Annotated in this window: 19 protein-coding genes; 5 read left to right on the top strand and 14 right to left on the bottom strand. The window is 73.5% G+C overall.

Annotation, left to right across the window (positions count from 1 at the left end; genetic code table 11):
* The first annotated feature begins 190 nt into the window (after positions 1-190).
* Positions 191-808: a response regulator transcription factor gene (locus tag ABZ154_RS18355; RefSeq protein WP_356833788.1), complete on the top strand. Its 618-nt coding sequence runs from the start codon at positions 191-193 to the stop codon at positions 806-808.
* On the opposite strand, the gene ABZ154_RS18350 is transcribed toward ABZ154_RS18355, so the two are convergent.
* From ABZ154_RS18350 to ABZ154_RS18330, 5 genes are all read right to left on the bottom strand, one after another.
* On the bottom strand, positions 777-2,597 hold the full coding sequence (locus ABZ154_RS18350) for an ABC transporter ATP-binding protein (RefSeq protein WP_356833786.1): 1,821 nt from the start codon (positions 2,595-2,597) through the stop codon (positions 777-779). The two genes, ABZ154_RS18355 and ABZ154_RS18350, sit on opposite strands and share 32 nt — an antisense overlap.
* On the bottom strand, positions 2,594-4,378 hold the full coding sequence (locus ABZ154_RS18345; protein ID WP_356833784.1) for an ABC transporter ATP-binding protein: 1,785 nt from the start codon (positions 4,376-4,378) through the stop codon (positions 2,594-2,596). Before ABZ154_RS18345 ends, ABZ154_RS18350 begins: the two co-directional genes overlap by 4 nt.
* Positions 4,379-4,517: 139 nt before the next feature.
* Positions 4,518-4,649, bottom strand: a complete 132-nt coding sequence (locus tag ABZ154_RS18340; RefSeq protein ID WP_018956281.1) for a SapB/AmfS family lanthipeptide — start codon at positions 4,647-4,649, stop codon at positions 4,518-4,520.
* A 69-nt stretch (positions 4,650-4,718) separates the two neighbouring features.
* The gene (lanKC, locus tag ABZ154_RS18335; RefSeq protein ID WP_356833782.1) at positions 4,719-7,334 is read right to left on the bottom strand and encodes a class III lanthionine synthetase LanKC; all 2,616 of its coding nucleotides are present in this window, start codon (positions 7,332-7,334) and stop codon (positions 4,719-4,721) included.
* A gap of 165 nt (positions 7,335-7,499) precedes the next feature.
* On the bottom strand, positions 7,500-8,477 hold the full coding sequence (locus ABZ154_RS18330; RefSeq protein ID WP_356833780.1) for a transcriptional regulator: 978 nt from the start codon (positions 8,475-8,477) through the stop codon (positions 7,500-7,502).
* Between the two features lie 80 nt (positions 8,478-8,557).
* Between ABZ154_RS18330 and ABZ154_RS18325 the strand changes: the two genes are divergently transcribed.
* Entirely contained in the window at positions 8,558-9,793 is a 1,236-nt protein-coding gene (locus ABZ154_RS18325; RefSeq protein ID WP_356833778.1) for an MFS transporter, read from the top strand.
* A 68-nt stretch (positions 9,794-9,861) separates the two neighbouring features.
* Positions 9,862-10,428: a sugar O-acetyltransferase gene (locus ABZ154_RS18320; protein WP_356833854.1), complete on the top strand. Its 567-nt coding sequence runs from the start codon at positions 9,862-9,864 to the stop codon at positions 10,426-10,428.
* 55 nt (positions 10,429-10,483) lie between these two features.
* On the opposite strand, the gene ABZ154_RS18315 is transcribed toward ABZ154_RS18320, so the two are convergent.
* The 5 genes from ABZ154_RS18315 to ABZ154_RS18295 all read right to left on the bottom strand — a co-directional run bounded on the left by ABZ154_RS18315 (position 10,484) and on the right by ABZ154_RS18295 (position 15,687).
* Positions 10,484-11,011: a DUF4265 domain-containing protein gene (locus ABZ154_RS18315; protein WP_356833776.1), complete on the bottom strand. Its 528-nt coding sequence runs from the start codon at positions 11,009-11,011 to the stop codon at positions 10,484-10,486.
* Positions 11,012-11,314: 303 nt separating this feature from the next.
* Complete coding sequence (locus ABZ154_RS18310) at positions 11,315-13,639, bottom strand: hypothetical protein (protein WP_356833773.1); 2,325 nt, start codon at positions 13,637-13,639, stop codon at positions 11,315-11,317.
* 175 nt (positions 13,640-13,814) lie between these two features.
* Positions 13,815-14,351 (bottom strand): DUF6113 family protein, encoded by a 537-nt coding sequence (locus ABZ154_RS18305; protein WP_356833771.1) that lies wholly within the window; start codon positions 14,349-14,351, stop codon positions 13,815-13,817.
* Positions 14,348-15,373: an N-acetyl-1-D-myo-inositol-2-amino-2-deoxy-alpha-D-glucopyranoside deacetylase gene (mshB, locus tag ABZ154_RS18300; protein ID WP_356833769.1), complete on the bottom strand. Its 1,026-nt coding sequence runs from the start codon at positions 15,371-15,373 to the stop codon at positions 14,348-14,350. Before mshB ends, ABZ154_RS18305 begins: the two co-directional genes overlap by 4 nt.
* Before the next feature lie 119 nt (positions 15,374-15,492).
* Complete coding sequence (locus ABZ154_RS18295) at positions 15,493-15,687, bottom strand: hypothetical protein (RefSeq protein ID WP_015611142.1); 195 nt, start codon at positions 15,685-15,687, stop codon at positions 15,493-15,495.
* A gap of 167 nt (positions 15,688-15,854) precedes the next feature.
* Between ABZ154_RS18295 and ABZ154_RS18290 the strand changes: the two genes are divergently transcribed.
* On the top strand, positions 15,855-17,981 hold the full coding sequence (locus ABZ154_RS18290) for a prolyl oligopeptidase family serine peptidase (protein WP_356833766.1): 2,127 nt from the start codon (positions 15,855-15,857) through the stop codon (positions 17,979-17,981).
* 290 nt (positions 17,982-18,271) lie between these two features.
* Positions 18,272-18,745 carry a DUF3515 family protein gene (locus ABZ154_RS18285; protein WP_356833764.1) on the top strand — a complete coding sequence of 158 codons (474 nt, stop codon included), beginning with the start codon at positions 18,272-18,274 and terminating at the stop codon, positions 18,743-18,745.
* A 26-nt stretch (positions 18,746-18,771) separates the two neighbouring features.
* Here ABZ154_RS18285 and ABZ154_RS18280 read toward each other — a convergent pair whose 3' ends face one another.
* The 4 genes from ABZ154_RS18280 to ABZ154_RS18265 are packed head-to-tail and all read right to left on the bottom strand — an operon-like array spanning position 18,772 to position 22,917.
* Positions 18,772-20,043, bottom strand: a complete 1,272-nt coding sequence (locus ABZ154_RS18280; protein WP_356833762.1) for a dipeptide ABC transporter ATP-binding protein — start codon at positions 20,041-20,043, stop codon at positions 18,772-18,774.
* Entirely contained in the window at positions 20,033-21,010 is a 978-nt protein-coding gene (locus ABZ154_RS18275; RefSeq protein ID WP_356833760.1) for an ABC transporter ATP-binding protein, read from the bottom strand. The genes ABZ154_RS18280 and ABZ154_RS18275 overlap by 11 nt, the downstream gene beginning before the upstream one ends.
* A gap of 13 nt (positions 21,011-21,023) precedes the next feature.
* On the bottom strand, positions 21,024-22,001 hold the full coding sequence (locus tag ABZ154_RS18270; RefSeq protein ID WP_356833758.1) for an ABC transporter permease: 978 nt from the start codon (positions 21,999-22,001) through the stop codon (positions 21,024-21,026).
* A complete protein-coding gene (locus tag ABZ154_RS18265; RefSeq protein WP_151509842.1) occupies positions 21,994-22,917 on the bottom strand; it encodes an ABC transporter permease in 924 nt (307 codons plus the stop codon). The genes ABZ154_RS18270 and ABZ154_RS18265 overlap by 8 nt, the downstream gene beginning before the upstream one ends.
* Between the last annotated feature and the right edge of the window lie 4 nt (positions 22,918-22,921).

Raw genomic sequence — 22,921 nt, 5'->3', positions numbered from 1 at the left:
CCGTGCGCTCCCGCTGTACCTCCGAACGCCCCCATCCGCGCCCATCAGGCACGGGAATCCGCCAATTCTTCGGCGTACCCGAATGCTTATGCGCTCCACTGGAGACCCGTCACCCGACGCGCACACACCATCGCATTCTGCGATACGCCTGTAGTGCGCGCGCCAGGAGAGAAATGCCGAGGGCAGCTAGATGACAACCGTTCTGCTGGTCCACACCGTGCCCCTGTGGCGCGCTTCGCTGGCCTCCCTGCTCGGTGCGGGGCAGGGAATAGACGTGACGACCGCCGACCGGGGCGCGATACGTTCGGCCCTCGCGGGCACCGGGCCGGGACCAGGGCCGGATGTGCTGCTCACCGACCTCGACTGTCCGGACGCGCTGGACGTCCTGGAGGAGGTGAGGTCACTGGCCGAACCGCACGGCAGCGGCTGTCCGCTGGCGGTCCTCACCCGCAGCGACCGGCCCCGGGGGCTGCGCCGGGCGTACGAGGCGGGCGCCCGCGGCTATATCGACAAGTACCGGCCGGTGGACGACCTCTCCGAAGTCATGCACAAACTGGCCGACGGCGGGCGGCATATCGACGAGTCACTTGCGTTCAGCCTGCTGCAGGTTGCCGATATGCCCTTATCGCCCAGGGAATTGAGTGTGCTCGCCCTTGCCGAGGGCGGGGAAACCGTCTCCACAATCGCCCAGCGGCTGCATCTGACCCCGGGGACGGTGCGTAATTACCTCGCCGCCGCCATTCGGAAGTCCGGGGCGCGCAATCGGGTCGACGCCATCAGACGGGCGAAGGAGGCGGGGTGGATATGAGCCCGTTTCCGGGGGGCCGGCTGTCCGGTTCGCCGTTCTTGCGGCCTGGCTCCTCGTCCGGTTCCCAGAGTCCCGCCAGGTCCCGGTAGAGGGCCGAGGTGCGCAGCAGCTCCGCGGAGGTCCCGCAGCGGGTGCGGGGGCCGTCCATCACGAGGATCCGGTCGGCGCGGCGGGCCGAGCTGAGGCGGTGGGCGACGACCACCAGGGCGCCCGGCAGCGCGGCGAAGGCGAGCTCGGCGCGGGTCTCGGCGGCCGGATCGAGCCGGCTGGTCGCCTCGTCGAGCACGATGAGCGGCGGGGCCACCAGATAGGCCCGGCCCAGGGCGACCAACTGGCGTTCGCCCTGGGAGAGCCGGTCCGGTTCCAGGGCCGCGTCGAGCGATCCGAGCCGGGAGACCAGGGGGTCCAGGCCGAGCGCGTCGATCATGGCGGCGACGGACCGGTCGCTCGCGCCGGGGCGGAGGTAGCGGAGGTTGTCGCGCAGCGAGCCGGTGAACACGTAGGCGTGCTGGGGCAGCAGGACGCGTACGGAGGTGGCCTCGGCCGCTCGCACCGGCCGCCCCTGCCACCGCACCGAGCCGCCGGTCGGCGCCTCCACCCCGGCGAGGACGGCGGCGAGCGTCGACTTGCCGCTGCCGCTCGGCCCGACGACGGCCAGGTGCTCGCCGGGCGCGACGGTGAGGGAGAGCCGGTCCAGCACGGGGTGCGCGGCCGGTCCGTACGCGAAGGTGACGGCGTGGAGTTCGGCCACGGGGGCGTCGCCCCCCGGGAGCGGCGCGCGGTCGTCGGCCTCGTCGTCGGCCGGCGGCGGCGGCGCGTCCGTGAAGCGGTCCAGGACCACCAGCAGGCGGCCGCCGACCGTGGAGAGCATGGTCATCAGCGCCTGGACCGCCGGGGCCAGCGCCTGGGTGAGGTAGGTGAGCGCGCCCACCAGTGCGCCGGGCGTGAGGCCGTTGCGCAGAAGCCAGGGGGCGCCGAGCAGCAGCAGGAGCGGCGGGAACCGGCCGCAGACCGCGAGCGCCACCACCCGTACGCCGGACCAGCGGGCCAGCGAACGGGCCGCGCGGACCTGGTCGTCGGCCAGGCTCCCGGACTCCGCCACCGTCCGGTCGGCGGCCCCGGCGGCGGCGATGTCCCGCAGGTCGGCGGCGGTCCGGCCCGCGTGGGCCGCGTACGCCTCGTCGGCGGTGAGGTAGTCGCGCTGGCGGGCGGCCATCGGCAGCAGGGTGGCCAGGAAGAGGGCGGCGCCCAGGACCAGCGGGGGCGCCACGATCAGCAGGAGCCTCGGCTCCAGGGCCAGCAGGCCCGCCACGGCTCCGGCCACCGTGAAGACGAACGACCGCAGCGTCAGGACGAGTCCGGCCCAGCCGTCCCGGGCGATCTCACTCTGATGGGTGACCTGGGAGAGGGAGCGGGCCGTGGTGTCGGCGGGATGCGCGAGGGCGCCGGACAGCGCCCGGGAGACCGCGCGCCGCACCAGCCCGTCGCGCAGCGGCTCCACCAGGTCCGCGAGGCGCCCGAAGACCCCGCGGGTGGCGAGCTGGGCGGGGAGCACGGCCGCGGCGGCGACGGCCAGCCACAGGAGGCCGGTGAGCGGGCGCCCGGCGAGGAAGCCCTGGTCGAGGGCCCTGGCGACGCCGAATCCGCCGAGGAAGGTCTGGACGAACTCCAGCAGGGACCAGCCGGCCAGGCGCAGGACGGCTTTGGTGCGGGCGCGGAGGAAAGGGCGGGCGTCGCGCGTGACTCTGGCGAGGGCGCCGTCGCGACGGGCCGGTCGGGGTGCCTTCACCGGGTCTCCGCTCCCTGCATCGCTTCGGAGCGCGGTCGTGCCGGCCTCTCGGATGGGTCCGGCGTGTCCGGTACGCCCGCCACCTCCGTACGGAACACCGCCCGGTACTCCGGATCCGCCCAGAGCTCCTCGTGCGGTCCCGTCGCCCGGACTCGGCCGTCCTCCAGCCAGAGGACCCGGTCAGCGCGGGCGGCCGAGGAGAGCCGGTGGGCCACGATCACGCGGGTGCAGCGCCCGGCCCGCTCGTCCAGCGCCCGCCGGACGTGGTGCTCGGTGACGGTGTCGAGGCCGGAGAGGGCGTCGTCCAGGATCAGCAGGCGGCCGGGGTGGGCGAACGCGCGTGCCAGGCCCAGGCGTTGCCGTTCACCGCCGGAGAGCGGGGCTTCGGTGAGCGGGGTGGCGTAGCCGTACGGGAGGAGCCCGATGAACCCCTCGGCGCGGGCGGCCCGGGCGGCGGCCCGTACCGCCTGGGGCCCGGCGGTCCGCGGCCCGAAGGCGATGGTGTCCCCGACCGTGGTGCCGGGCAGGGCGGGGCGGGCGAAGGCGTAGGCGACCTCGGGCCGGAGGAGGGCGGGGTCCATGGCGGTCAGGGGTACGCCGTCGAGCAGCACGGTTCCGGCGTCCGGGTCGAGGAGCCGTCCGGCGACCGCCGCGAACACCGACTTGCCGGCGCCCGAGCGGCCGACGACGGCCAGCGACGTACCGCCGGGAACGGTCAGGCGGACGCCCGTGAGCAGCGACTGCCCGTCCTGCACGACGCCGACGTCCCGGAGTTCGAGGTGCCCCGCGCCGCCGGGGAGGGGGCCCAGCCCCTCGTGCGGCAGCGGGTCCAGGGTGAGCAGCGGGTCCAGGGTGCGGGCGGCGGCGCGGCTGCGGGCCAGGGCGCCGAGCGCTCCGGTGAGGGCGCCGATGCCGACGGCGAGGGCCGCGTACCGCGAGGCGGCGACGAGGTCGCCGACGCCGATCGCGCCCGCGCCCAGCCGGAGCCCGCCGACCGCGAGGACCAGCAGCATGAGGAGGGGCAGCAGGAGGGCGCTCTGGCCGGCGGCCCGCCCGTACACGGTCCAGGTACGCCGGCCGTGGCCGGCCAGGGCGCCCAGGGGTTCGAGGATGCGGCGGTACTCGCGGGCGCCGGTGCGGGCGGCGCGGATGGTGTCGGCGCCGTCGAGCGCCTCGGTGAGGCGGTGGGCGATGGCGGACTGAGCACGCTGGTAGTCGGCCCCGGCGTCGGCGGTGCGGCGGGTGAAGGTGTGCAGGAGGGCGACGAGCAGGGGTGCGCCGAGGAGGAAGGCGGCCGCCGTCCAGGGGTCGATGAGGAAGAGGCCGGTGACCGCGCCGACAGGGAGCAGGACGCCCGCGACGGCTCCGGCGGCGGTGACCGGTGCGGCCGCCGCGTCGGCGGTGCGGGCGGTGAGCCGGGCGGTGAGGTCGCCGGTCGGTACGGCGAGGGCGTCGCGCGGTTCGGCGGCCAGGACGCGGGCCGTGGTGCGGGTGCGCAGGTGGGCGGTGAGCCGGGCGGTGGTGCTGGTGCCGAGCACGGCCGCGCCCGCGTCGAACCCGGTCTCGGCGAGGGTCAGTACGACGCAGAGCAGCAGCCCCGGCCAGGGCACGGGCCCGCCGTCGATGAGCCCGTCGACCGTGTGGCCGAGGGCGGCCGGCAGGCCGAGGGCGGCGAGCGCGCCGCCGGTGGAGCAGAGGAACAGGGCCAGGAGGGCGGCCGGATGGCGCCGGGCGAGCCGTCGGGTGCCGCTTTCCGCCGGGGGGCGGGGTTTCAGCCGCACGTGTCTCCCTTTCCGGAACCGCGTCGATCGCGTACGGACGTACGGACGCCGCCGGCCCCGGGCGGACGAACCGCGCGGGACCGGCGGACGGGCCACCCGGTCCGCCGGTGTGATCACCGGCGGAGCGGGCGGCGAGGCGTCACGGGGTGCAGAGGACCACGCTCAGCGAGCTGTACTCACAGACCAGCAGCGAGACCTGGCTGCCCGTCGCGAGCTCACCGAAGGAGTCCTCGGCCGGGGTCTCCATCGCCTGAAGGTCGAGAAGCGCCATGATGGTGTTTCCTTTCTGGGACGGTAACCGGAACCTGTTGCTCCGGCCGGGTGTTGAGCGGTTGTGGTGCTACGACCCCTGAAGGAGCCGGTCCGTGGGGCCGCTCGCGCGGCCGGGGTGTGCCGCCTGGGAAGCGGCGGCGAGGAAGGGAAGCGTGGTGGGCGGGCCCGGCGCGGTGTCCAGCGCGCTGCCCAGGGCGAGCAGGCAGCCGGCGGTCCCGGTGGCCAGGTCCATCGACATCCGCATCAGCTGTTCGCCGGGGAAGGCGAGTCCGCCCTCGTACGCGAGTGCGTGGCCGGCCAGGAGGCGGGTGTGGAGGCGGACAGCCCGCTGCCGGGCCTCCTCGTCGCACAGGGGCGTGGCCGCCAGGTGCATGAGGAGTCCGGCCGAGCCGCGCAGCAGTCCGGGCTGGACGTAGAAGGCGGAGAGCGCCGCCGGGAGCAGGGCGCGGCCCGCGGCCTCCATCTCCGGGTCGGGGCGGTGGGCCAGGTAGGCGTCGATGACGGCCGCGATGCCGGCGCTGCCCGCTCCGAGATAGGGCATCAGCCGCTTGCCCTCGACGACGAGGAGTTCGCCGTCGTCGCCCGCCCTGCACCGGTCCAGGTCGCGCCGCAGGGCGCCGGCCGCGAGGTCGAGGAGGGCGGTGTCCCCGGTGGTCCCGTACCGGCGGACCAGCAGCAGGGCGACCCCGCTCGCGCCGTGCAGGAGGCCTGTCCGGGGTGAGGGCGGGCCGTCGACGAGGGCGCGTACGGCGAGGGCGGTGCAGCGGCCCGCCGCGGCGGCGAGCGCCGGGCCTTCGGCGGCGGAGGCGGCGCGGGCCAGGTCGTCGAGGGCGAGCCCGATACCGGCGTACCCGCTGTGCAGGCCCGGTGTCAGGCCTTCCAGGGGCTGGTCGAGGATGATCCGGGTGAGCTCGGCGGCCTCGGCGGTTCGGCCGATCCGGTTCAGGGTCCAGGCGATGCCGGTGAGGCCGTCGTAGAAGCCGAGGGGGGAGCCGGAGGCCGGGTCCTTGGCCTGCCGCAGCAGCCACTCCTCGGCCGGCTCGCAGCGCGGGGCGCCGGTCGCGTGCAGGGCGTAGAGCACGCCCGCCGCCCCGTAGGCGAAGGACTGGCCGCCGGTCGCCGTGGCGAACTGGGCGATGTCACCGGGGAAACACCGGTCCTCGCGGTCCGGCGTACAGGAGGCGGCGATGGCGCGGGCCATCGAGTCGCGGCTCTCCGGCCAGTCACCGGGGGCGGGCGGCGGTGAGGCGGAAGTCCGCGTACCCCGCAGGATCTCCTCCACCGCCGGCAGCAGGCTCTCCTCCCCCACCGGGAAGACGTCCGCGATCTCGCGGGCGAGACCGGCGGCCTTCGTGCGGTCGATGCCGAAGAGCGTGGTGAGCGGCAGGTACAGGGCGAGCCGCAGACAGGCCAGCGCGTACCGGTCGATCTCGGTGCCGCGCCGGTCGGGCGGGGCCACGAAGGCCGGGTTGGCGACGATCTGGCGGCGCCGGTCACCGGCCGGTGAGGCGGCCTCGAAGTCGAGCAGAGTGATCCGGGAGGTCTCCTCGTCGACCATGACGTTGCTCATGTGCAGGTCGCTGATGACGATTCCCCGGGCGTGTACGGCCTCGACGGCGCGCTCGACCTTCCCGTACACCTCCTCGGCCCACGCCGCGTGTTCCGCGAGCAGTTCCGGGGCCGGATTCTGCCGGGCGAGCGGGAAGCGGCGGGCGAAGACGGTGTTGAGGGTGGTCCCCGGCAGGTACTGGAGGACGAGGAAGTGGTGGCCGCCGACCTCGAACGCGTCGTGCACGGCCGGTACGCAGTCCAGTCCGGCCAGCTGCTCCAGCGCGGCCCGCTCCCGCTCCAGCCGGGCGACGGCATCCGCCCCGTCGGCGGCGAGCCCGGCGTACGGGCGGGCCTCCTTGAGGACGACCTGCTCGCCGGTGCGGGTGTCCCGGCCGAGGTAGACCCCGCCGCCGTTGGAGAAGTGGAGCGCCTTCTCGACGGTGTACGGCACATCGCCGAGTCCGACGGCGGCGCGGGCTTCGAGATGCGGCTGCAGGAAGTCCGGCGGGGTCACCCAGGCGGGTATCCGGAAGGCCGGGCCCCGGTCGTCGGGGACCAGGCGGCCCTGCGGGTCGGCGACGGCGGGCACGGGCCGCCCGTCGGGCCCCGTGCAGAAGCGGGCGGCGAACGCTCCGTACCGCGTGTGCACCGGACCGTTTCCGCACCGCAGATCGCTGAGGATGTACGGGCCGTGCTCGCCCTCCAGCAGCTTCATCAGGGCGGTGCACACCTCGGGGAACGTGTCCTCGGAGTGCGGGTAGACGGTGATGAACTTGCCGCTCCCCGCCCGGTCCGCGTACTTGGCGTTACGCAGGTTCAACAGGCCGGGCGACGGTACGCACTTGAAGGGCAGCCGGTGGGCCAGACAGTGTGCGGCGACCCGCTCCAGCACCGATGCGGCGTTGTCGGCGGCGGCCGATATGTGGATCTTCCAGCCCTGGGGCGGCAGCCGGAGCCCGTCCGGGCTGAAGGAGAGCCAGTCGCCGCGCCGGGAGCGGGTCCACCCCTGGGGTGCCGCGCCCCGGACCGGAGCGTAGAACGAACGGTCGTCGTCGCCCTCTTCGAGGGAACGGTGGGGGACGTCGTAGAAGTGTCGGTCGGCCTGGCAGTACGCGGCGTACTCCGGATTCACGACATTCCCCTCGCTCGGTCGTTGCTGGCGAGAGAGAAATTGTCACAAAGATGAGCATCCCCAACAGTCACCGATGTCACGACTCATACATGCGCGCGAGCCATGCGGACCGCATCGTCTTCCGGTGACTTCCCAGCTGCGGACGGGGGCGCGCACGGGGCGCGTTCAGCCCGCAGCGCGCACCAGCCCGTCTCCCGCAGCCGTGCGGAAATAGAGCACGGACCGTCCGTCCCTGCGGCGGCGCACCAGCCTGGCGTCCAGCAGGACCCGCAGGTGACGCCCGACGGACCCCAGCCCCTGCCCGGTCAGCGCGGTGAGCTGGGTCGTGCTCAGCGGCGAGGCCAGCAGGACGAGAACTCCCGCCCGCGCCGGGCCGATCAGCGCGCCGAGCGCCTGCGGCACGGGGGCACGCCCGGTGTCGGCGAGCGCGCCCGAGCACGGGTAGACGACGCCGTAGCGGTGCGGGATGTCCCAGCAGACCCAGCCCACGTCGGCGGTGACGGGGGTGAACACCAGCTGGGCGCCGCCCAGGTCGCGCGGCGGGTTGTCGTACGTGTTGATCTGGAGCCGGCTCTCCCCCAGCCACCGCATCCCCGGCCGCATCCCGTCGAGCGCCTGGGCCCAGCCGCCCCGGCTCAGCTGGGCGGCCCGGGCGATCACATCGGCCTCCAGGATCCGGCGCCGGGCGGGCCACTCCGGCTCCACGGCACGCGTCCACACCCACTCCAGGACGTCGGCGCTCCGACGCGCCAGGTCGTCCCGGTCCAGCGCGGCGGGCAGCGGTCCGCGCAGGCACGCGACGAGATCGGCGCGGGCCACGTCCGGCGGCGTCGCCCGGACCCGCGCCAGCTCCTGGGCGAAGGTGTCCGGCTCCTGCCCGGCAGGCGGGGGGACGGGGGCGGGAGTGAGGAAGTCGGCGCTCCAGCGGGGCGTGAAGGCGGCGCGGACGATCCGGGCGGAGAGCGGGTCCCCGGACTGCCACCGCCGGTGGACGGGCAGCCACCGCTCCAGCCAGGCGCGCTCGCGCGGATGCGCGGCGACGGCCAGCTCCAGGGTGCGCAGGCTCGCCACCGTCTCGGCCAGCGCGGAGACGACGAAGCGGCTGTTCGCGAGGGTGTCGGTGCTGATCTGCCACCAGCCCATGGGCCACCCCGAGGTCCTCGATGTTTCGTTCCTCAGCGAAAGAGTAACGAGCCCGCAGAGCGCCCCCGCACACTCCGCTGATGCGCACCTACCGCGAACTCTTCCGCACCCCGGAGTTCCTCCCCTTCTTCGCGACCGTCTCCGTTCAGGTGGCGGCGCAGACCGCGACCGGCCTCGCCCTCGGCACCCTCGTGTACGCCTCGACCGGCTCACCGCTGCTGTCGGCGCTGGCGATGTTCGGGCCGTCCCTGGCGCAGGTCGCCGGGGCGCTCACCCTGCTGTCGGCGGCGGACCGGCTGCCACCGCGCACCACACTGACCGGCCTGGCGCTGCTGTTCGCGCTCGGCACCGGCGTACAGGCGATCCCCGGGCTGCCGCTCTGGGCCGCCTTCGCGGTCCTGCTGGGGCTCGGGGTGGCCTCCTCACTGGGCGGCGGGGTGCGGTACGGGCTGCTCAACGAGATCCTTCCGCAGCGGGGCTTCCTGCTCGGCCGCTCCGTGCTGAACATGTCGGTGGGCACCATGCAGATCCTCGGGTTCGCGGTGGGCGGAGTGCTGGTGACCGCCCTCTCGGCGCGGGGCACGCTGCTGGTGGGGGCGGGCCTGTACGTCGTCGCGGCCGCCCTCGCCCGCTTCGGGCTCACCGCCCGGCCGCCCCGCGCCACCGGCCGGGGCTCGGTCCGGGAGACCTGGCGGACCAACGCGCTCCTCTGGTCGTCCGCACCCCGCCGCTCCGTCTACCTCGCCCTGTGGGTGCCCAACGGGCTGGTCGTGGGGTGCGAGTCCCTGTACATCGCCTACGCGCCCGGGCACGCGGGGCTCCTCTTCGCCTGCGGGGCCGTGGGGATGCTGGCCGGGGACATGCTGGTCGGCCGGTTCGTGCCGGGGCGGTGGCGGGCCCGGCTCAGCACCCCGCTGCGACTGGTGCTGGCCGCCCCGTACCTGCTGTTCGCCCTGGGTCCCGGCCTGCCGGTGGCGGTGGTGGCGGTGGTGCTGGCGAGCGTCGGCTTCAGCGCGAGCCTGCTGCTCCAGGAACGGCTGATGGCCCTGACGCCCGAGAAGCTGAGCGGGCACGCGCTGGGGCTGAGCTCGTCGGGGATGCTGGCGATGCAAGGGGTGGGCGCGGCCGTCGCGGGCTCCGTCGCCCAGCTGACCTCGCCCGGGACCGGGATGGCGGCGGTCGCGGCGCTCGCACTGGTGGTGACGGTGGCCCTGGCGCCGGGTCTGCGGGCGGGACGCGGGCAGGAACCGGCAGGCAGACTGCGGGGGGACGGATCACCTCGTACGAAGGAAGCGAAGGAGACGACGGCCTCGTGACCAGCAAGGACACCCCCAACTCCCCCGAGAACGAAGTGAAGAAGGCGCCGGGCAGCCAGCGGGAGGCCATGCTCGCGGGCGAGCTCTACCTCGCCGACGACCCGGAGATCGCGGCGGACGCCCTGCGCTCGGCGCTCCTGAACGAGCGCTTCAACGCCACGTCGGCCGGCGACCCCGAGGCCCGCCGCGCCGCGCTGGCCGAGCTGCTGGGCGAGCTGGGCGAGGGCGCCGAGATCCGCCCGCCGCTGCGGGTGGACTACGGGCACCGGACGACGGTGGGCCCGCGCACGTTCGTCAACTTCGGGGCGGTGTTCCTGGACGTCGCCCGCATCACGATCGGCGCCGACGTCCAGATGGGCCCGAACGTCCAGCTCCTCACCCCGGCCCACCCCATCGACCCGGAACCACGCCGCGCCAAGTGGGAGGCCGCGCAGCCGATCACGATCGGGGACAACGTGTGGCTGGGCGGCGGGGCGGTCGTCTGCCCTGGGGTGAGCATCGGGGAGAACACGGTGGTCGGTGCCGGGGCCGTTGTCACGAAGGACCTGCCGGGGAACGTGGTCGCGGTGGGCAATCCGGTCCGGGTGATCCGGAAGATCGGCGAGGCGGAGGAGGCGGGGCCGCCGACCCCGTAACGGTGGACCGGGGGCGTGGGCCGGGCCGGGGCCCCTGGCGGCCCCACCCCCGCCCCTACGCCGCCCGCCACGCCTCCGTGGCGCACGAGACCTCGAAGTGCCACCACCCCTCGTCCTCGCCCCTGACGAGCAGCTCCTTGATCGCCCGGAGGTCCGCGCCGCCCGGCACGGTGAACGCGACCAGCGGGAAGTCCGCGCTGAAGACCTCGCCGCCCAGCCCGAACGGGGCGAGCCGCTCGTGCACGGCGCGGGCGTTCCGCCCGAGCGGACCGTTTGGCAGGGGCAGCACCCGTACGGTGCAGTTCCCCGAGTCGGCCACCCGCCCGGTGGACCAGTGCACCCCGTCCGCGTCGGTCGTGAACCGTACGGTCTCGCCCTCGGCGACCCCGTCCTGGAGGAAGGGCACGTTGTCGACCCGGGCGGTGTCGGCGCTCAGCCGGGTCGCCCACAGCCCCTCGGTGTCGTACGACAGCCGGTCCTCACGCGGGACGAAGCGGAACCAGACCTTGATCCGCCGGCCGGCGTCATCGGGCGGGCGCTCGTCGCGGTGCGGGCGCGGCGGACCGGCGTCGGGCGAGCTCATGGCCCCATGGTCCCCCCTGCGCCGCACCGCCGCTCGTCCGGCCCCGCGCCGGCTGGGGTCACCGCACACAGGCCGGACATCAGTTCATGGAGTCAACGAGCGTCCCGACTGAACACGCGATCAGCCCATCATGGCGGTCCCAGCCGCCCGGACAGCCTCCCCCAGGGGTGTGCTCGGCGGAGTCGGGGCCCGTTCGGCGACAGGGGCCTGTCCGCCTGTTCGGGTACGGACATCACGTACGCGCGCGGCCCCCGCCCGGAGTGTCCGGGCAGGGGCCGTCGAGCTTGCGTGCGGCCGGGAGGCTCAGCCCTCGCCGGTCAGGTTGATGGTGACCGTGCGCTGCTCCGGGGTCTTGCCGGTCAGGGCCGTCTTCATCGCCTGTGCCACGTCGTCCGCGCCGACCGGGTGCTTCGTGCCGTCGGCCTTGACCGCCTCGATGCCGTCGAAGACGCCGTCCAGGAGGGTGGTGATCGCGTCCTTGTCGTAGACGTCGACCAGCCGGCCGTCGACGGCCTTCATCGACAGGATCTGCGGCAGCGAACGCGCCGGGCCGAACTGGATCTGCTTCGGTCCCGCCTTGATGGTGATCAGGTCGGACATCGCCGGCTCGGCGAACTCCTTCATCGCCCGGGTCAGTTCGGCCTGGGTGATGGTGGGCTCCCTGGTGGCGACGGGCAGTTCGACCACCCGGGCCTGCCCGGTCTGCACCTGGGCGCGGTAGGCGTCGCGGACGGAGATCAGCGACTGGCCGACGTCCAGCGTCTTGCCGGGCTTGCCCGGCACCGCGACCGCCTTGTTCGGCTCGAACCGGATCGTGGCGTCCTGGGACGACCCGGCGACACCCGCCAGATCGGTCAGCGCGACTCCGAGCTTCTCCTCGTCGACCGGGATCACCGGGTCGGCGGTGCGCGCCCCGCCGAACAGCGAGCCGATCACCGAGACGGGGTTGTAGTCGCTGCCCGCGGCACCGCGCACGGTCTCCTGGCTGTCCAGGACGAGGCCGGCCTTCTCCGGGTCCAGCTTCTGCTCCTTGCCGTCCACGGACAGCGTCAACGGTGCCTGGGCCCGCTCGCCGAGAGCGGCCTCCAGCTTGGTGACCGCCTCCTCCTTCGTGCCGCCGCCGATGTCGACGCCGAGCACCGTGGTGCCCTTGGGGACATCGGAGTGGTTCAGCAGGAGCCCGGCGCCGTAGGCGATGCCGAGCAGCACGACCGCGGCCACGCCGAGCAGGACCAGCTTGGAACGGCCCTCCTTCGCAGGGGCGGGTGCGGGAGGCGTCGGCGTCGGGCGCGGGGTGGTGAGACCGGGCCCGGGCGCACCCGGGCCACCGGGGCCGTCGGCGAACGGATCACCCGGGCCGCCGGTGGCACCCGGGCCGCCCGGGAAGGCGCTGCCGGGACCGCCGGGACCGCCCGGGAACGGGCCGCCGGGGCCTCCCGGGCCGCCCGGGCCACCGGGGAACGGGCCGCCGGTCCCCTCCGGCCTGGGCGGGAACGCCGAGCCGGGCTCGCTCGGCACCACGGGGATGCCGCTCGTCAGCGTGTCGCCCGAGACATGGCCGCCGGGGCCGGAATCGGGCGCCGGGGACTGCGGTGTCAGGATCGCGGTGTCGTCGGAGAGCCGGGGCGGTACGCCACCGGGGCCTCCCGGGGCCATCGGGCCGGGCCCGCCGAGGCCCGGGACGCCGTCGAGGTCGGGGGTCAGCGCCGAGGTGCCGGTGACCGGGCCCGTCGTGGGGCCGGACGGGCCAGTCGTACGGCCCCCGGGACCGGGCGTGGAGCGCGGGCCCGCGCCGGAGGGCTCCGTGCTGTAGCCGTCCAGGGCGCTGCCCGGGCCTCCGGCGCCGGGGAAGCCGGAGCCGGGGGTGCCGGGGCCGTCACCGGGGCGCGGGGCGGCGTCCGAGAAGTACGGCAGGTCGGGGCGCGACCGGCCACCGTCGTCGGGCCCGCCACCGGGGCCCGAGGTGCCGGGAACGCCCAAGGCACCCGAGCCGCCGGAACCGGGGCCACCGGAACCCAGAAGCCCGGGACCACCCGCACCGTGAGGACCGGGACCCCCGGGACCCGTACCGGGGGCACCACCGGAACCAGGCGCACCGCCCGTACCGGAAGCCGGTGCGGGCGACGGTGCCGGGCTCTTGCGCGGGGCGAACCAGTCGCTCCCGCTCTTCGCCTTGGGCGGCTCGTCGGCCGGGGACGGGTCGGCGGACCTGCCGCCGTCCCTGGCCTGTGCGGGCGACGGGGAGGCCGGGCCACCGGACGCGCCGGTTCCGCCCGACGCGCCGTCGGCCAGGCCCGAGGGCGCGGACGGTGGCGTGCCGGGGCGCGGGGTGGATCCGGTGCGGTCCGCGTCGGAACGGCCGGCGGCGATGTCGCTCTCGGCCATCGGCGTACGCATCACGACCGGGGGGATGGGACGCGACCCGGGGATGTTGATCCGGATGCGCGTCGTCAGCGTCGTCTCGGTCTTGGGCTCTTCGGGCCGGGGCGGATCGACGGATTCCGGGGTCTCGTCCGAGCCGGCCGGCGACGAATACTGGCGGGATCCGTACGGCGGCGTACCCGACGGGTACGCGGCTCCACCGCGCCCCTGGGGCCCGGAGGACGAACTGTCAGTTTCACGACTCAAAGCAGGTTCTCCCGATTGGCTCCGCCGCCCGTACTTCCCCCATGCCGCAGGCCAGGGGACGGCTCGGCGCGCGCACCACCATACTGGCCGCCGCCGCCGGACACTCCGCGACCGGGGGAAACCTCCACCTCGGCATCACACCTGTGGGGGGCATTCCGGGCGCGGACTTAGCACTTCAGATACCGGACCGGCCGTTGCGCGTGGCTGATTGCGGCACTTTGGAGGTGGTGGCGCACATCACAGCGACGGCGGTTCCGCCGACCATGAAGAGCACCAGGCCGAGTTCGTCGCCGAAGACGTAGTCGCCTTCCGGCCGGCCGGACAGCAGGAGGAAGACGGTGATGAACCAGCCGACCGCCGGCGCGAGTGCGCCGATCTGGGTGCCGGTCAGGACCCGGCCGCCGTAGAAGAGGCCGGCGGAGCCGGCCAGGGCGATGACCAACCCGCCGGGGAACCACGCCGCTTGGACGAGCGTCCCGGCGAGCGCGACGAGGGCGCCGATCACGGCGAGCCCGAAGTAGCCCGCGATCCGGACCGGGTTCGGCCGGGCGGTGAAGCCCGAGCCTTCGGGCCCCTGGGGCGGCGCGTTGGTCCGCGGGGCGCTGCTGCCCGGTGTGCCGGACGCCGCCTTGGTCCGCACCGCCTTGGTCGGCGGCGCCTCGTCGTGCGGTGCGCGGGCGCGGTCGCGGCCCTTGCCGGGGTTCCGGCTCATGCCCCCACCCCCGAACCGGAATCCGGCCCGGCACCCGAAGCGGAACCGGGGACCCCGCCCCGTACGACACCCTTCGGCGCACCAGCACCAGCACCAGCAGCAGCACCTGCGCCCGCAGCCGCAGCCGCAGCCGCCCCAGCCTCCGGCACCCCCGCGAACAGGTCGTCCTCCCGTGCTCCCCCCACGGCCCCCGGAACGCCCCGCACCAGCTGGTAGCACTCGGTCGTCAGCAGCGGCTGGCCCAGGCCGTTGGAGAGGGCGAAGAAGGGGCCGTCCACCACGATCTGGGTCGCGTGGGCGCGCATCGCCGCAGTCTTCGCCCCGGCGTACGCCGAGCCGTCGATCTCGGCGGTGATCTCGTCGCCGTCCACCACGCCCGGGACGTCGTCCACGGCCGCGATGCCCGGGAAGGCGTCCGGCGCCGTGGCGCGCAGGCGGTCGAAGGCGGCCTCGAGGACGGCCCGCTCCACCCGGTTCCAGTAGATCTTGGCGACGGTGTGCGGGGCGCCGGTGCCGTACGCCGGGTCGGCGGCCAGGTCTGCGGCGCGCATCGCGACCCGGTGGGCCTGGATGTGGTCGGGGTGGCCGTAGCCGCCGTCGGGGTCGTAGGTGACCAGCACCTGGGGGCGGACCTCCCGGATCACCTCCACGAGGGCGGCGGCCGCCTCGTCCACCGGGGTGGACCAGAAGGCGCCGGGGCGCTCGTTCTGCTCGGTGCCCATCATCCCGGAGTCCCGGAACCGGCCCGCGCCGCCGAGGAAGCGGTGGTCGGTGACGCCGAGCTCCTTCATCGCCGCTGCCAGTTCGCCCACGCGGTGGGGGCCGAGGGCGTCGTCCCGGTCGGCGGCGAGGCCGGCGAGGGCGGGCGGAATGACCTCGCCCTCCTCGCCCAGCGTGCACGTCACCAGCGTGACGTGGGCGCCCTCGGCCGCGTACCTGGCCATGGTGGCGCCGTTGTTGATCGACTCGTCGTCCGGGTGCGCGTGCACCAGCAGCAGACGGCGGGCGGGGAGGTCCTTCATGGGGACCACCCTACGAGCCCGGCGGCCCCCGGCGTCCCCCGCTCCCCGCCGACCGCGTCAACGGCGGGCGTACCCGGCCGGAAAGCGGGTACACGCGGTCGGAAAGCGAGTGCGCACGGTCAGAACTTGATGCTCCCGATCATCCCCGCCACATTGGACGTCAGGTCCGAGATGGTCGGCGCTACGGACGAACTCGCGATGTAGAACCCCAGCAGCATGCAGACCACCGCGTGTCCGCCCTTCAGTCCGGATTTCCGGATCAGCAGGAAGACGATGATCGCCAGCAGCACCACCGCCGAAATCGAGAGCGCCACGGCGGTTCACCTCCATCAGTACGGTCGGGACGGGACACGGGGACACAGAGCCGATGGGTTCTTACCCACCGAGCGCTACGGATCATAACTATCCGTGCCAACGCATTGATCGGGGCACAGCAGCACGAGGGGCGCACGGACCGCTGCGCGAGGCTAAGTTCGGGGCCATGACCTCACCGAAGCTGTCTTTTCCCCGCCAGCACGCACGGACCCAGCGGTTCACTCTCGGCGCACCGCGCGCCTTCACCGTCTCACCGGATGAGACGCGGGTGATCTTCCTGCGCTCCACCTCGGGCACCGACCGGACCAACCGTCTGTGGGTGCTCGATCCGGCCTCCGGGGAGGAGCGGTTGGTCGCCGACCCCGAGGCGCTGCTGGGCGGTTCGGCGGAGCGGCTGTCGCCGCAGGAGCGGGCCCGGCGCGAGCGGACCCGGGAGGGGTCGGCCGGCATCGTCTCCTACGCGGTGGACGCGGCGGCCGAGCTGGCAGCGTTCGCCCTGTCCGGAAAGGTGTACGTGGCCGAGCTGCGGGCCGGTACGGCGCGGGCGCTGCCGGTTCCGGGCCCGGTGATCGACCCCCGGCCCTCCCCCGACGGGCGCCGCATCGCCTACGTCTCCAAGGGCGCGCTGCGGGTCGTGGGCGCCGAGGGCGAGGACGACCGGGCGCTGGCGGAGCCGGAGGGTGCCCATGTCACCTACGGCCTGGCCGAGTTCGTCGCGGCCGAGGAGATGCACCGCTTCCGGGGCTTCTGGTGGTCGCCGGATTCGGACCGGCTGCTGGTCGCCCGGGCCGACGACAGCCCCGTACAGCGGTGGTTCATCGCCGATCCCGCGCATCCGGAGCGCAAGCCGGCCGAGGTGGCCTATCCGGCGGCGGGGACGCCCAACGCCGAGGTGCGGCTCTTCGTGATGGACCTGGCGGGGGGCCGCCGGGAAGTGCTGTGGGACCGGGCGGCGTTCCCGTACCTGGCCCAGGTGCACTGGTCCTCCGCGGGCGCCCCACTGCTGCTCGTGCAGGCCCGTGACCAGCGCAGTCAGCGGTATCTGGCGGTGGATCCGGAGAACGGTGAGACCCGGATCGTCCACGTCGACGAGGACCCGGTGTGGCTGGATCTGTTCGGCGGGGTGCCCGCGTGGGCGCCGGACGGGCGGCTCGTGCGGATCGTGGACGAGGGCGGCGCGCGGGTGCTGGCCGTCGGTGACCGGCCGCTGACCGGAGCGCAGTTGCACATCCAGGCGGTGCTGGACATCGGCGAGTCGGACATCCTGGTCTCGGCCGTGGCGGGCGAGGAGGCGGCGGATCCGGAGACCGGCGAGAGCCATGTGTACCGGGTCAACGAGCTGGGAATCGAGCGGATTTCCGAAGGGGCGGGTGTGCACTCCGCGGTCCGCTCGGGCGATCTGACGGTGCTGGTCTCGGCCACTCCGGACGAGCCCGGATCGGCCGCCTGGGTCGTCCGGGACGGCAAGCAGCTGGTCCGGATCGCGAACCACGCCCAGGAGCCGGTGCTCTCGGCACGGGTCAAGCTCACCGAGGGGGGCGCACGGCGGATTCCGTGCGCCGTGCTGCTTCCGTCGGACTACCAGGAGTCGGACGGTCCGCTTCCGGTACTGATGGATCCGTACGGTGGACCGCACGGCCGCCGGGTGGTCGCCGCCCACAACGCGTACCTCACCTCGCAGTGGTTCGCGGACCAGGGCTTCGCGGTGATCGTGGCGGACGGGCGCGGCGCGCCGGGCCGCTCGCCCGCCTGGGAGAAGGCCGTACGGGACGACTTCGCCCTCACCCTGGACGACCAGATCGAGGCCCTGCACGCGCTCGCCGGGCGGTTCCCGCTGGATCTGGACCGGGTCGCCATCCGGGGCTGGTCGTACGGGGGTTACCTCTCCGGCCTAGCGGTGCTGCGCCGCCCCGACGTCTTCCACGCGGCTGTGGTGGGCGCCCCGGTGACGGACTGGCGGCTCTACGACACGCACTACACCGAGCGCTATCTCGGCGACCCGGCCGCGCAGCCCGAGGTGTACGCGTACAACGCCCTGATGACCGAGGACGGGCTCTCCCACGCCGCCGAGCAGGTGCGGCCCATGATGATCGTCCACGGGCTCGCGGACGACAACGTGGTGGTCGCGCACGCGCTGCGGCTCTCCTCGGCGCTGCTGGCGGCCGGGCGGCCGCACGAGGTGCTCCCGCTGAGCGGGGTCACGCACATGACTCCTCAGGAGCAGGTGGCGGAGAACCTGCTGCTGCTCCAGGTGGACTTCCTCAAGCGGTCGCTGGGGCTGCCCCGCGCCTGACCCCCGGGGGGCCTGCCTCGTCGGCCCCAAGCCACCGGCGGTCGGGCAACCGGCCGGAGCGACAAGACGACGCCCCGGCCGGTTCACGGCACCCGCACGGCCGTACGTTGTCCAGCGTGCAGCGTCCGTATATCGGTGTGGCGACGGCCGAGTTGCCTGCCTGTTAACGGATCTCGGCCGGTGGTTCCCCAGCTCTGCGTTCAGTCGGTGCGCAGTCTGCGTACGGGCGGCTCGCAGTCGGGCGATAGATTTCCCTACCGACCGACAAATCACCCACACGGGGGAATGTGTTGACCAGGAACATCCGCGGGCCGCTCCGCCTCGCCGCCGCTCTGACCGCCGGTACGGCCTTCGTCGCCGGATGCGGTGGGTCCGGCTACAACCTCACCAGGCCTCCGCACTCGGCCGGTCCGGCCTGCGACACGCTCACCGGCAAGCTACCCGCCGAGCTGGGCGGGTACGACCTGGAGAGATCGGACGTGACCGGTGCCGCCGCCTGGGGGGACGGCGACGTCATCGTCTACTGCGGAATGCCCGAGCCAGAGGCCGGTGGTGACTGCATCGACGAGGGCGGCGTCGACTGGGTCGCCCAGCCGCCCGCGGACACCCGGACCGCCAAGATGTTCTCCACCCAGGGCCGCGACCCCGCCGTCCAGGTCCGGCTCCGCAACGAGACCACCGACGCATCGGCCGTGCTCTCGGCCCTCGGGCCGGCCGTGAAGGACATCGAGGCCCGCGAGCCCTGCGGCAGCACCGGGAGCTGATCCCGTAACGCGGGCGGGCCGGGGTCTTAGGTCTGCGGAGGCTCCCCCGGCCCGCCCACGTCCGACCCCGGCCCGCCCAGGCCCTCCCCCGGCCCGCCCACGTCCTCCACCGGCCGGCCACGCGTCGTCGTCCCCGGTGCCTCCACGTCCGGCCCCGGCGTACCTCCCGGCGTCTCCCGCTCCCCCTCGTGCGGCACCACCTGCTTCTCCTCCGCGAAGTGGCACGCCGAGTCGTGCCGGGCCGGGGAGTCGACGTCCCGGAACTCCGCCGGGACGGCCAGCAGCGGCACCTCCAGCGCGCACCGCTCCCGCGCCTTCCAGCAGCGGGTGCGGAAGCGGCAGCCCGAGGGGATGTCGGCGGGCGAGGGCACGTCGCCGTGGAGGATGATCCGCTCCCGGTGGGCGCGGGCCTCCGGGTCCGGCACGGGGACGGCGGAGAGCAGCGCCTGCGTGTACGGGTGGGTGGGGTGGTCGTAGATCTCCGCGTCGGAGCCGATCTCCACGATCCGGCCGAGGTACATCACGCCGACCCGGTCGGAGATGTGCCGGACGATGGAGAGGTCGTGCGCGATGAAGACGAAACTGAGGCTGAACTCCGCCTGGAGCCGGTCCAGCAGGTTGACGACCTGCGCCTGTACGGAGACGTCGAGCGCGGAGACCGGCTCGTCGGCGACGATGATCTCCGGGTTGAGCGCGAGGCCGCGGGCGATGCCGATGCGCTGGCGCTGGCCGCCGGAGAACTGGTGCGGGTAGCGGTTGATGTACTCCGGGTTGAGCCCGACGACGTCCAGCAGGTCCTGGACCCGCTGCCGGCGGCTGCCCTTGGGCGCGACCTCGGGGTGGATCTCGTACGGCTCCCCGATGATGTCGCCGACCGTCATGCGCGGGTTCAGCGAGGTGTACGGGTCCTGGAAGACCATCTGGATGTTGCGCCGCACGGCCTTCAGGGCCCGCCCGGAGAGCTTCGCGATGTCCTCGCCCTTGTAGCGGATCGCGCCCGCGGTGGGCCGCTCCAGGTGGACCAGCAGCCGCGCGACGGTCGACTTGCCGCAGCCCGACTCCCCCACGATGCCGAGCGTCTCGCCCGCGTGGAGGTCGAAGTCGACGCCGTCGACGGCCCGGACCGCGCCGACCTGCTTCTTGAAGAGGATGCCCTGGGTCAGCGGGTAGTGCTTGGCGAGGCCGCGGACCTCCAGGATCGGCTCTCCTTCCGCGTACGGCCTGCTCTCCCCGCGTGCCTTGGACAGCAGGGTGGAGCCCGCCGCGCCCCCGTCGGTCCCCTCGCGGTCAGCGTGCATCGAGCGTCTCCTTCCAGAAGTGGCAGGCGCTCCGGCGCTGTTCGTCCACCTCGTAGAGCGGCGGCACATCGCTGCGGCACACGTCCTGCGCCATCGGGCAGCGGGGGTTGAACGCGCAGCCGGGCGGGATGTGCAGCAGGTTGGGCGGCAGGCCCTTGATCGCGTAGAGCTCCTGGCCCTTCTGGTCCAGGCGCGGGATCGAGCGGAGGAGGCCCTTGGTGTACGGGTGGGCGGGCGCCTTGTAGATCTCGTGGACGGGGGCGGTCTCCACGATCCGGCCCGCGTACATCACCGCGATCTTGTCGGCCACGTCCGCGACGACACCGAGGTCGTGGGTGATCAGGATGAGGCCCATGTTCAGCTCGCGCTGGAGTTCGGCGAGGAGGTCCATGACCTGGGCCTGGACGGTGACGTCGAGCGCGGTGGTGGGCTCGTCCGCGATGATCAGGGACGGCTCCAGGGCCAACGCCATGGCGATCATGATGCGCTGGCGCATCCCGCCGGAGAACTGGTGCGGGTAGTTGCCCACCCGCTGCTTGGCGGCGGGGATGCGGACCCGGTCCATCAGCTCGACCGACCTGGCCCGCGCGTCCTTGCGGGACATCCCGCGGTGGACGACGTACATCTCACCGAGCTGTTCGCCCACGGTGAGGACCGGGTTCAGCGAGGAGAGCGCGTCCTGGAAGATCATGGCCATCTCCTGGCCGCGGATCTTGCGCCGTTCCTCCGTCTTGAGCTTCAGCAGGTCCTGGCCCTTGAAGAGGATCTCGCCGCCGGTGATCTTCCCGGGCGGCATGTCGAGGATGCCCATGACGGCCTGGGCGGTGACGGACTTGCCGGAGCCGGACTCCCCGAGGACGGCGAGCGTCTCGCCCTCGGCCACCGAGTAGTTGACCCCGTTGACGGCCTTGGCCACGCCCTCGCGGGTGTGGAACTCCACGTGCAGATCGCGCACTTCGAGCAACATGGCAACCGGCTCCTCAGCGCAGCTTGGGGTCGAGGGCGTCGCGCACCGCGTCGCCGAGCATGATGAACGCGAGCACGGTGACCGCCAGCGCTCCGGCGGGCCAGAGCAGCATGTGCGGGGCGTTGCGGATGTAGTTGGAGGCCGCGGAGATGTCGATGCCCCAGGAGACGGCCGGGTCCTTCAGGCCGACCCCGAGGAAGGAGAGGGTCGCCTCGAGCGAGATGTACGTGCCGAGCGCGATGGTCGCCACGACGATGACGGGCGCGATGGCGTTGGGAGTGATGTGGCGCAGCAGCATGCGGGAGTTGGAGGCGCCGAGCGCGCGGGCCGCCTGGACGTAGTCGTTCTGTTTGGCGGTGATCACCGAGCCGCGGGCGATACGGGCGATCTGCGGCCAGCCGAGCAGGACGATGAAGCCGACGACGGGCCAGACGGTGGAGCTGGTGACGACGGAGAGGAAGACCAGGCCGCCGAGGATGACGGGGATGCCGAAGAAGACGTCGGTGAGGCGGGAGAGGATCGAGTCCCACCAGCCGCCGAAGAAGCCCGCCAGGCCCCCGAGCACGCTGCCGAGGATCGCGACGCCGAGGGTCGCGCAGACGCCCACGGTGACCGAGGTGCGGGTCCCGTAGACGACCCGGGTGTAGACGTCGCGGCCCTGGGGGTCGAAGCCGAAGGGGTGGCCGGGCTCGGAGCCCTTCTGGGCGTCGTCCAGGTCGGCCTGGAGGGGGTCGCCGCTCGCGATGAGCGAGGGCCAGATCGAGATCAGCACCAGGAAGAGGATGACCAGGGCGGAGATGATGAAGACCGGGTTGCGCCGCAGGTCGCGCCAGGCGTCCGACCAGAGGCTGCGCGGTTTGCCGGCCGGCCCGGTGCCCTCGGGCCCGCCCGGGGTCTTCTCCAGGCTGGTGCCCTCCTCCATGGCGAGGTCCGTCGCGCCGCCGGCGCCCGCCTGGGAGATCGCTTCGTCCGGTGACTGCGGCTCAGGCATAGCGGATCCTCGGGTCGAGTACGGCGTACAGGAGGTCGACGATCAGGTTGGCCGCCAGGAAGACGAGGACCAGGATGGTGACGAACCCGACGACGGTCTGGGAGTTCTGGCGCAGGATGCCCTGGTAGAGCTGGTAGCCGACCCCGTGGATGTTGAAGATCCGCTCGGTGACGATGGCTCCGCCCATCAGGGCGCCCACGTCCGTACCGATGAAGGTGACGACGGGGATCAGGGAGTTGCGCAGCAGGTGCCGGACGACGACCCGGCGCCGGGGCAGCCCCTTGGCGACGGCGGTGCGTACGTAGTCGGCGCGGGCGTTCTCGGCGATCGAGGTCCGGGTGAGCCGGGTGACGTAGGCGAGCGAGACCGAGGCGAGGACGAGGCCGGGGACGAGCAGCTCGTCGAAGGTGGGGTCCGAGGAGACCGAGGGCTTGATGATGCCCCATTTGACGCCGAGCAGGAGCTGGAGCAGCAGGCCGGTGACGAAGGTCGGGATCGCGATGACGACCAGGGTCAGGATGAGGACCGTGGTGTCGACGGGGCGGCCGCGCCGCAGGCCGGTGACGACACCGAGGCTGATGCCGATGACGATCTCGAAGACGATCGCGACGATGGTCAGCCGGATCGTGATGGGGAAGGCGGTGGCCATCAGCTCGGTGACCTTCTGACCGTTGAACGCGGTGCCGAAGTCGCCGGTGAAGAGGTTCCCCATGTAGGTCAGGTATTGCTGCCAGACCGGCTTGTCGAGGCCGAACTCGGAGCGCAGCTGGGCGGCGGTGGCCGGATCGCACTGGCGGTCGCCGCAGAGGCCCGCGATGGGGTCGCCCATCACGTTCACCATGAGGAAGATCAACAGCGTGGTGCCGAAGAAGACGGGGATCATCTGCAGCAGCCGCCGGATCACATAACGTCCCATGAGG

Origin of the sequence: Streptomyces sp. NPDC006261 (genome assembly GCF_040613515.1) — a bacterium.
In the GTDB taxonomy this organism is placed as follows: domain Bacteria; phylum Actinomycetota; class Actinomycetes; order Streptomycetales; family Streptomycetaceae; genus Streptomyces.
The sequence above is the reverse complement of the archived record's forward strand: the minus strand, read 5'-3'. Positions and strand labels throughout refer to the sequence as shown.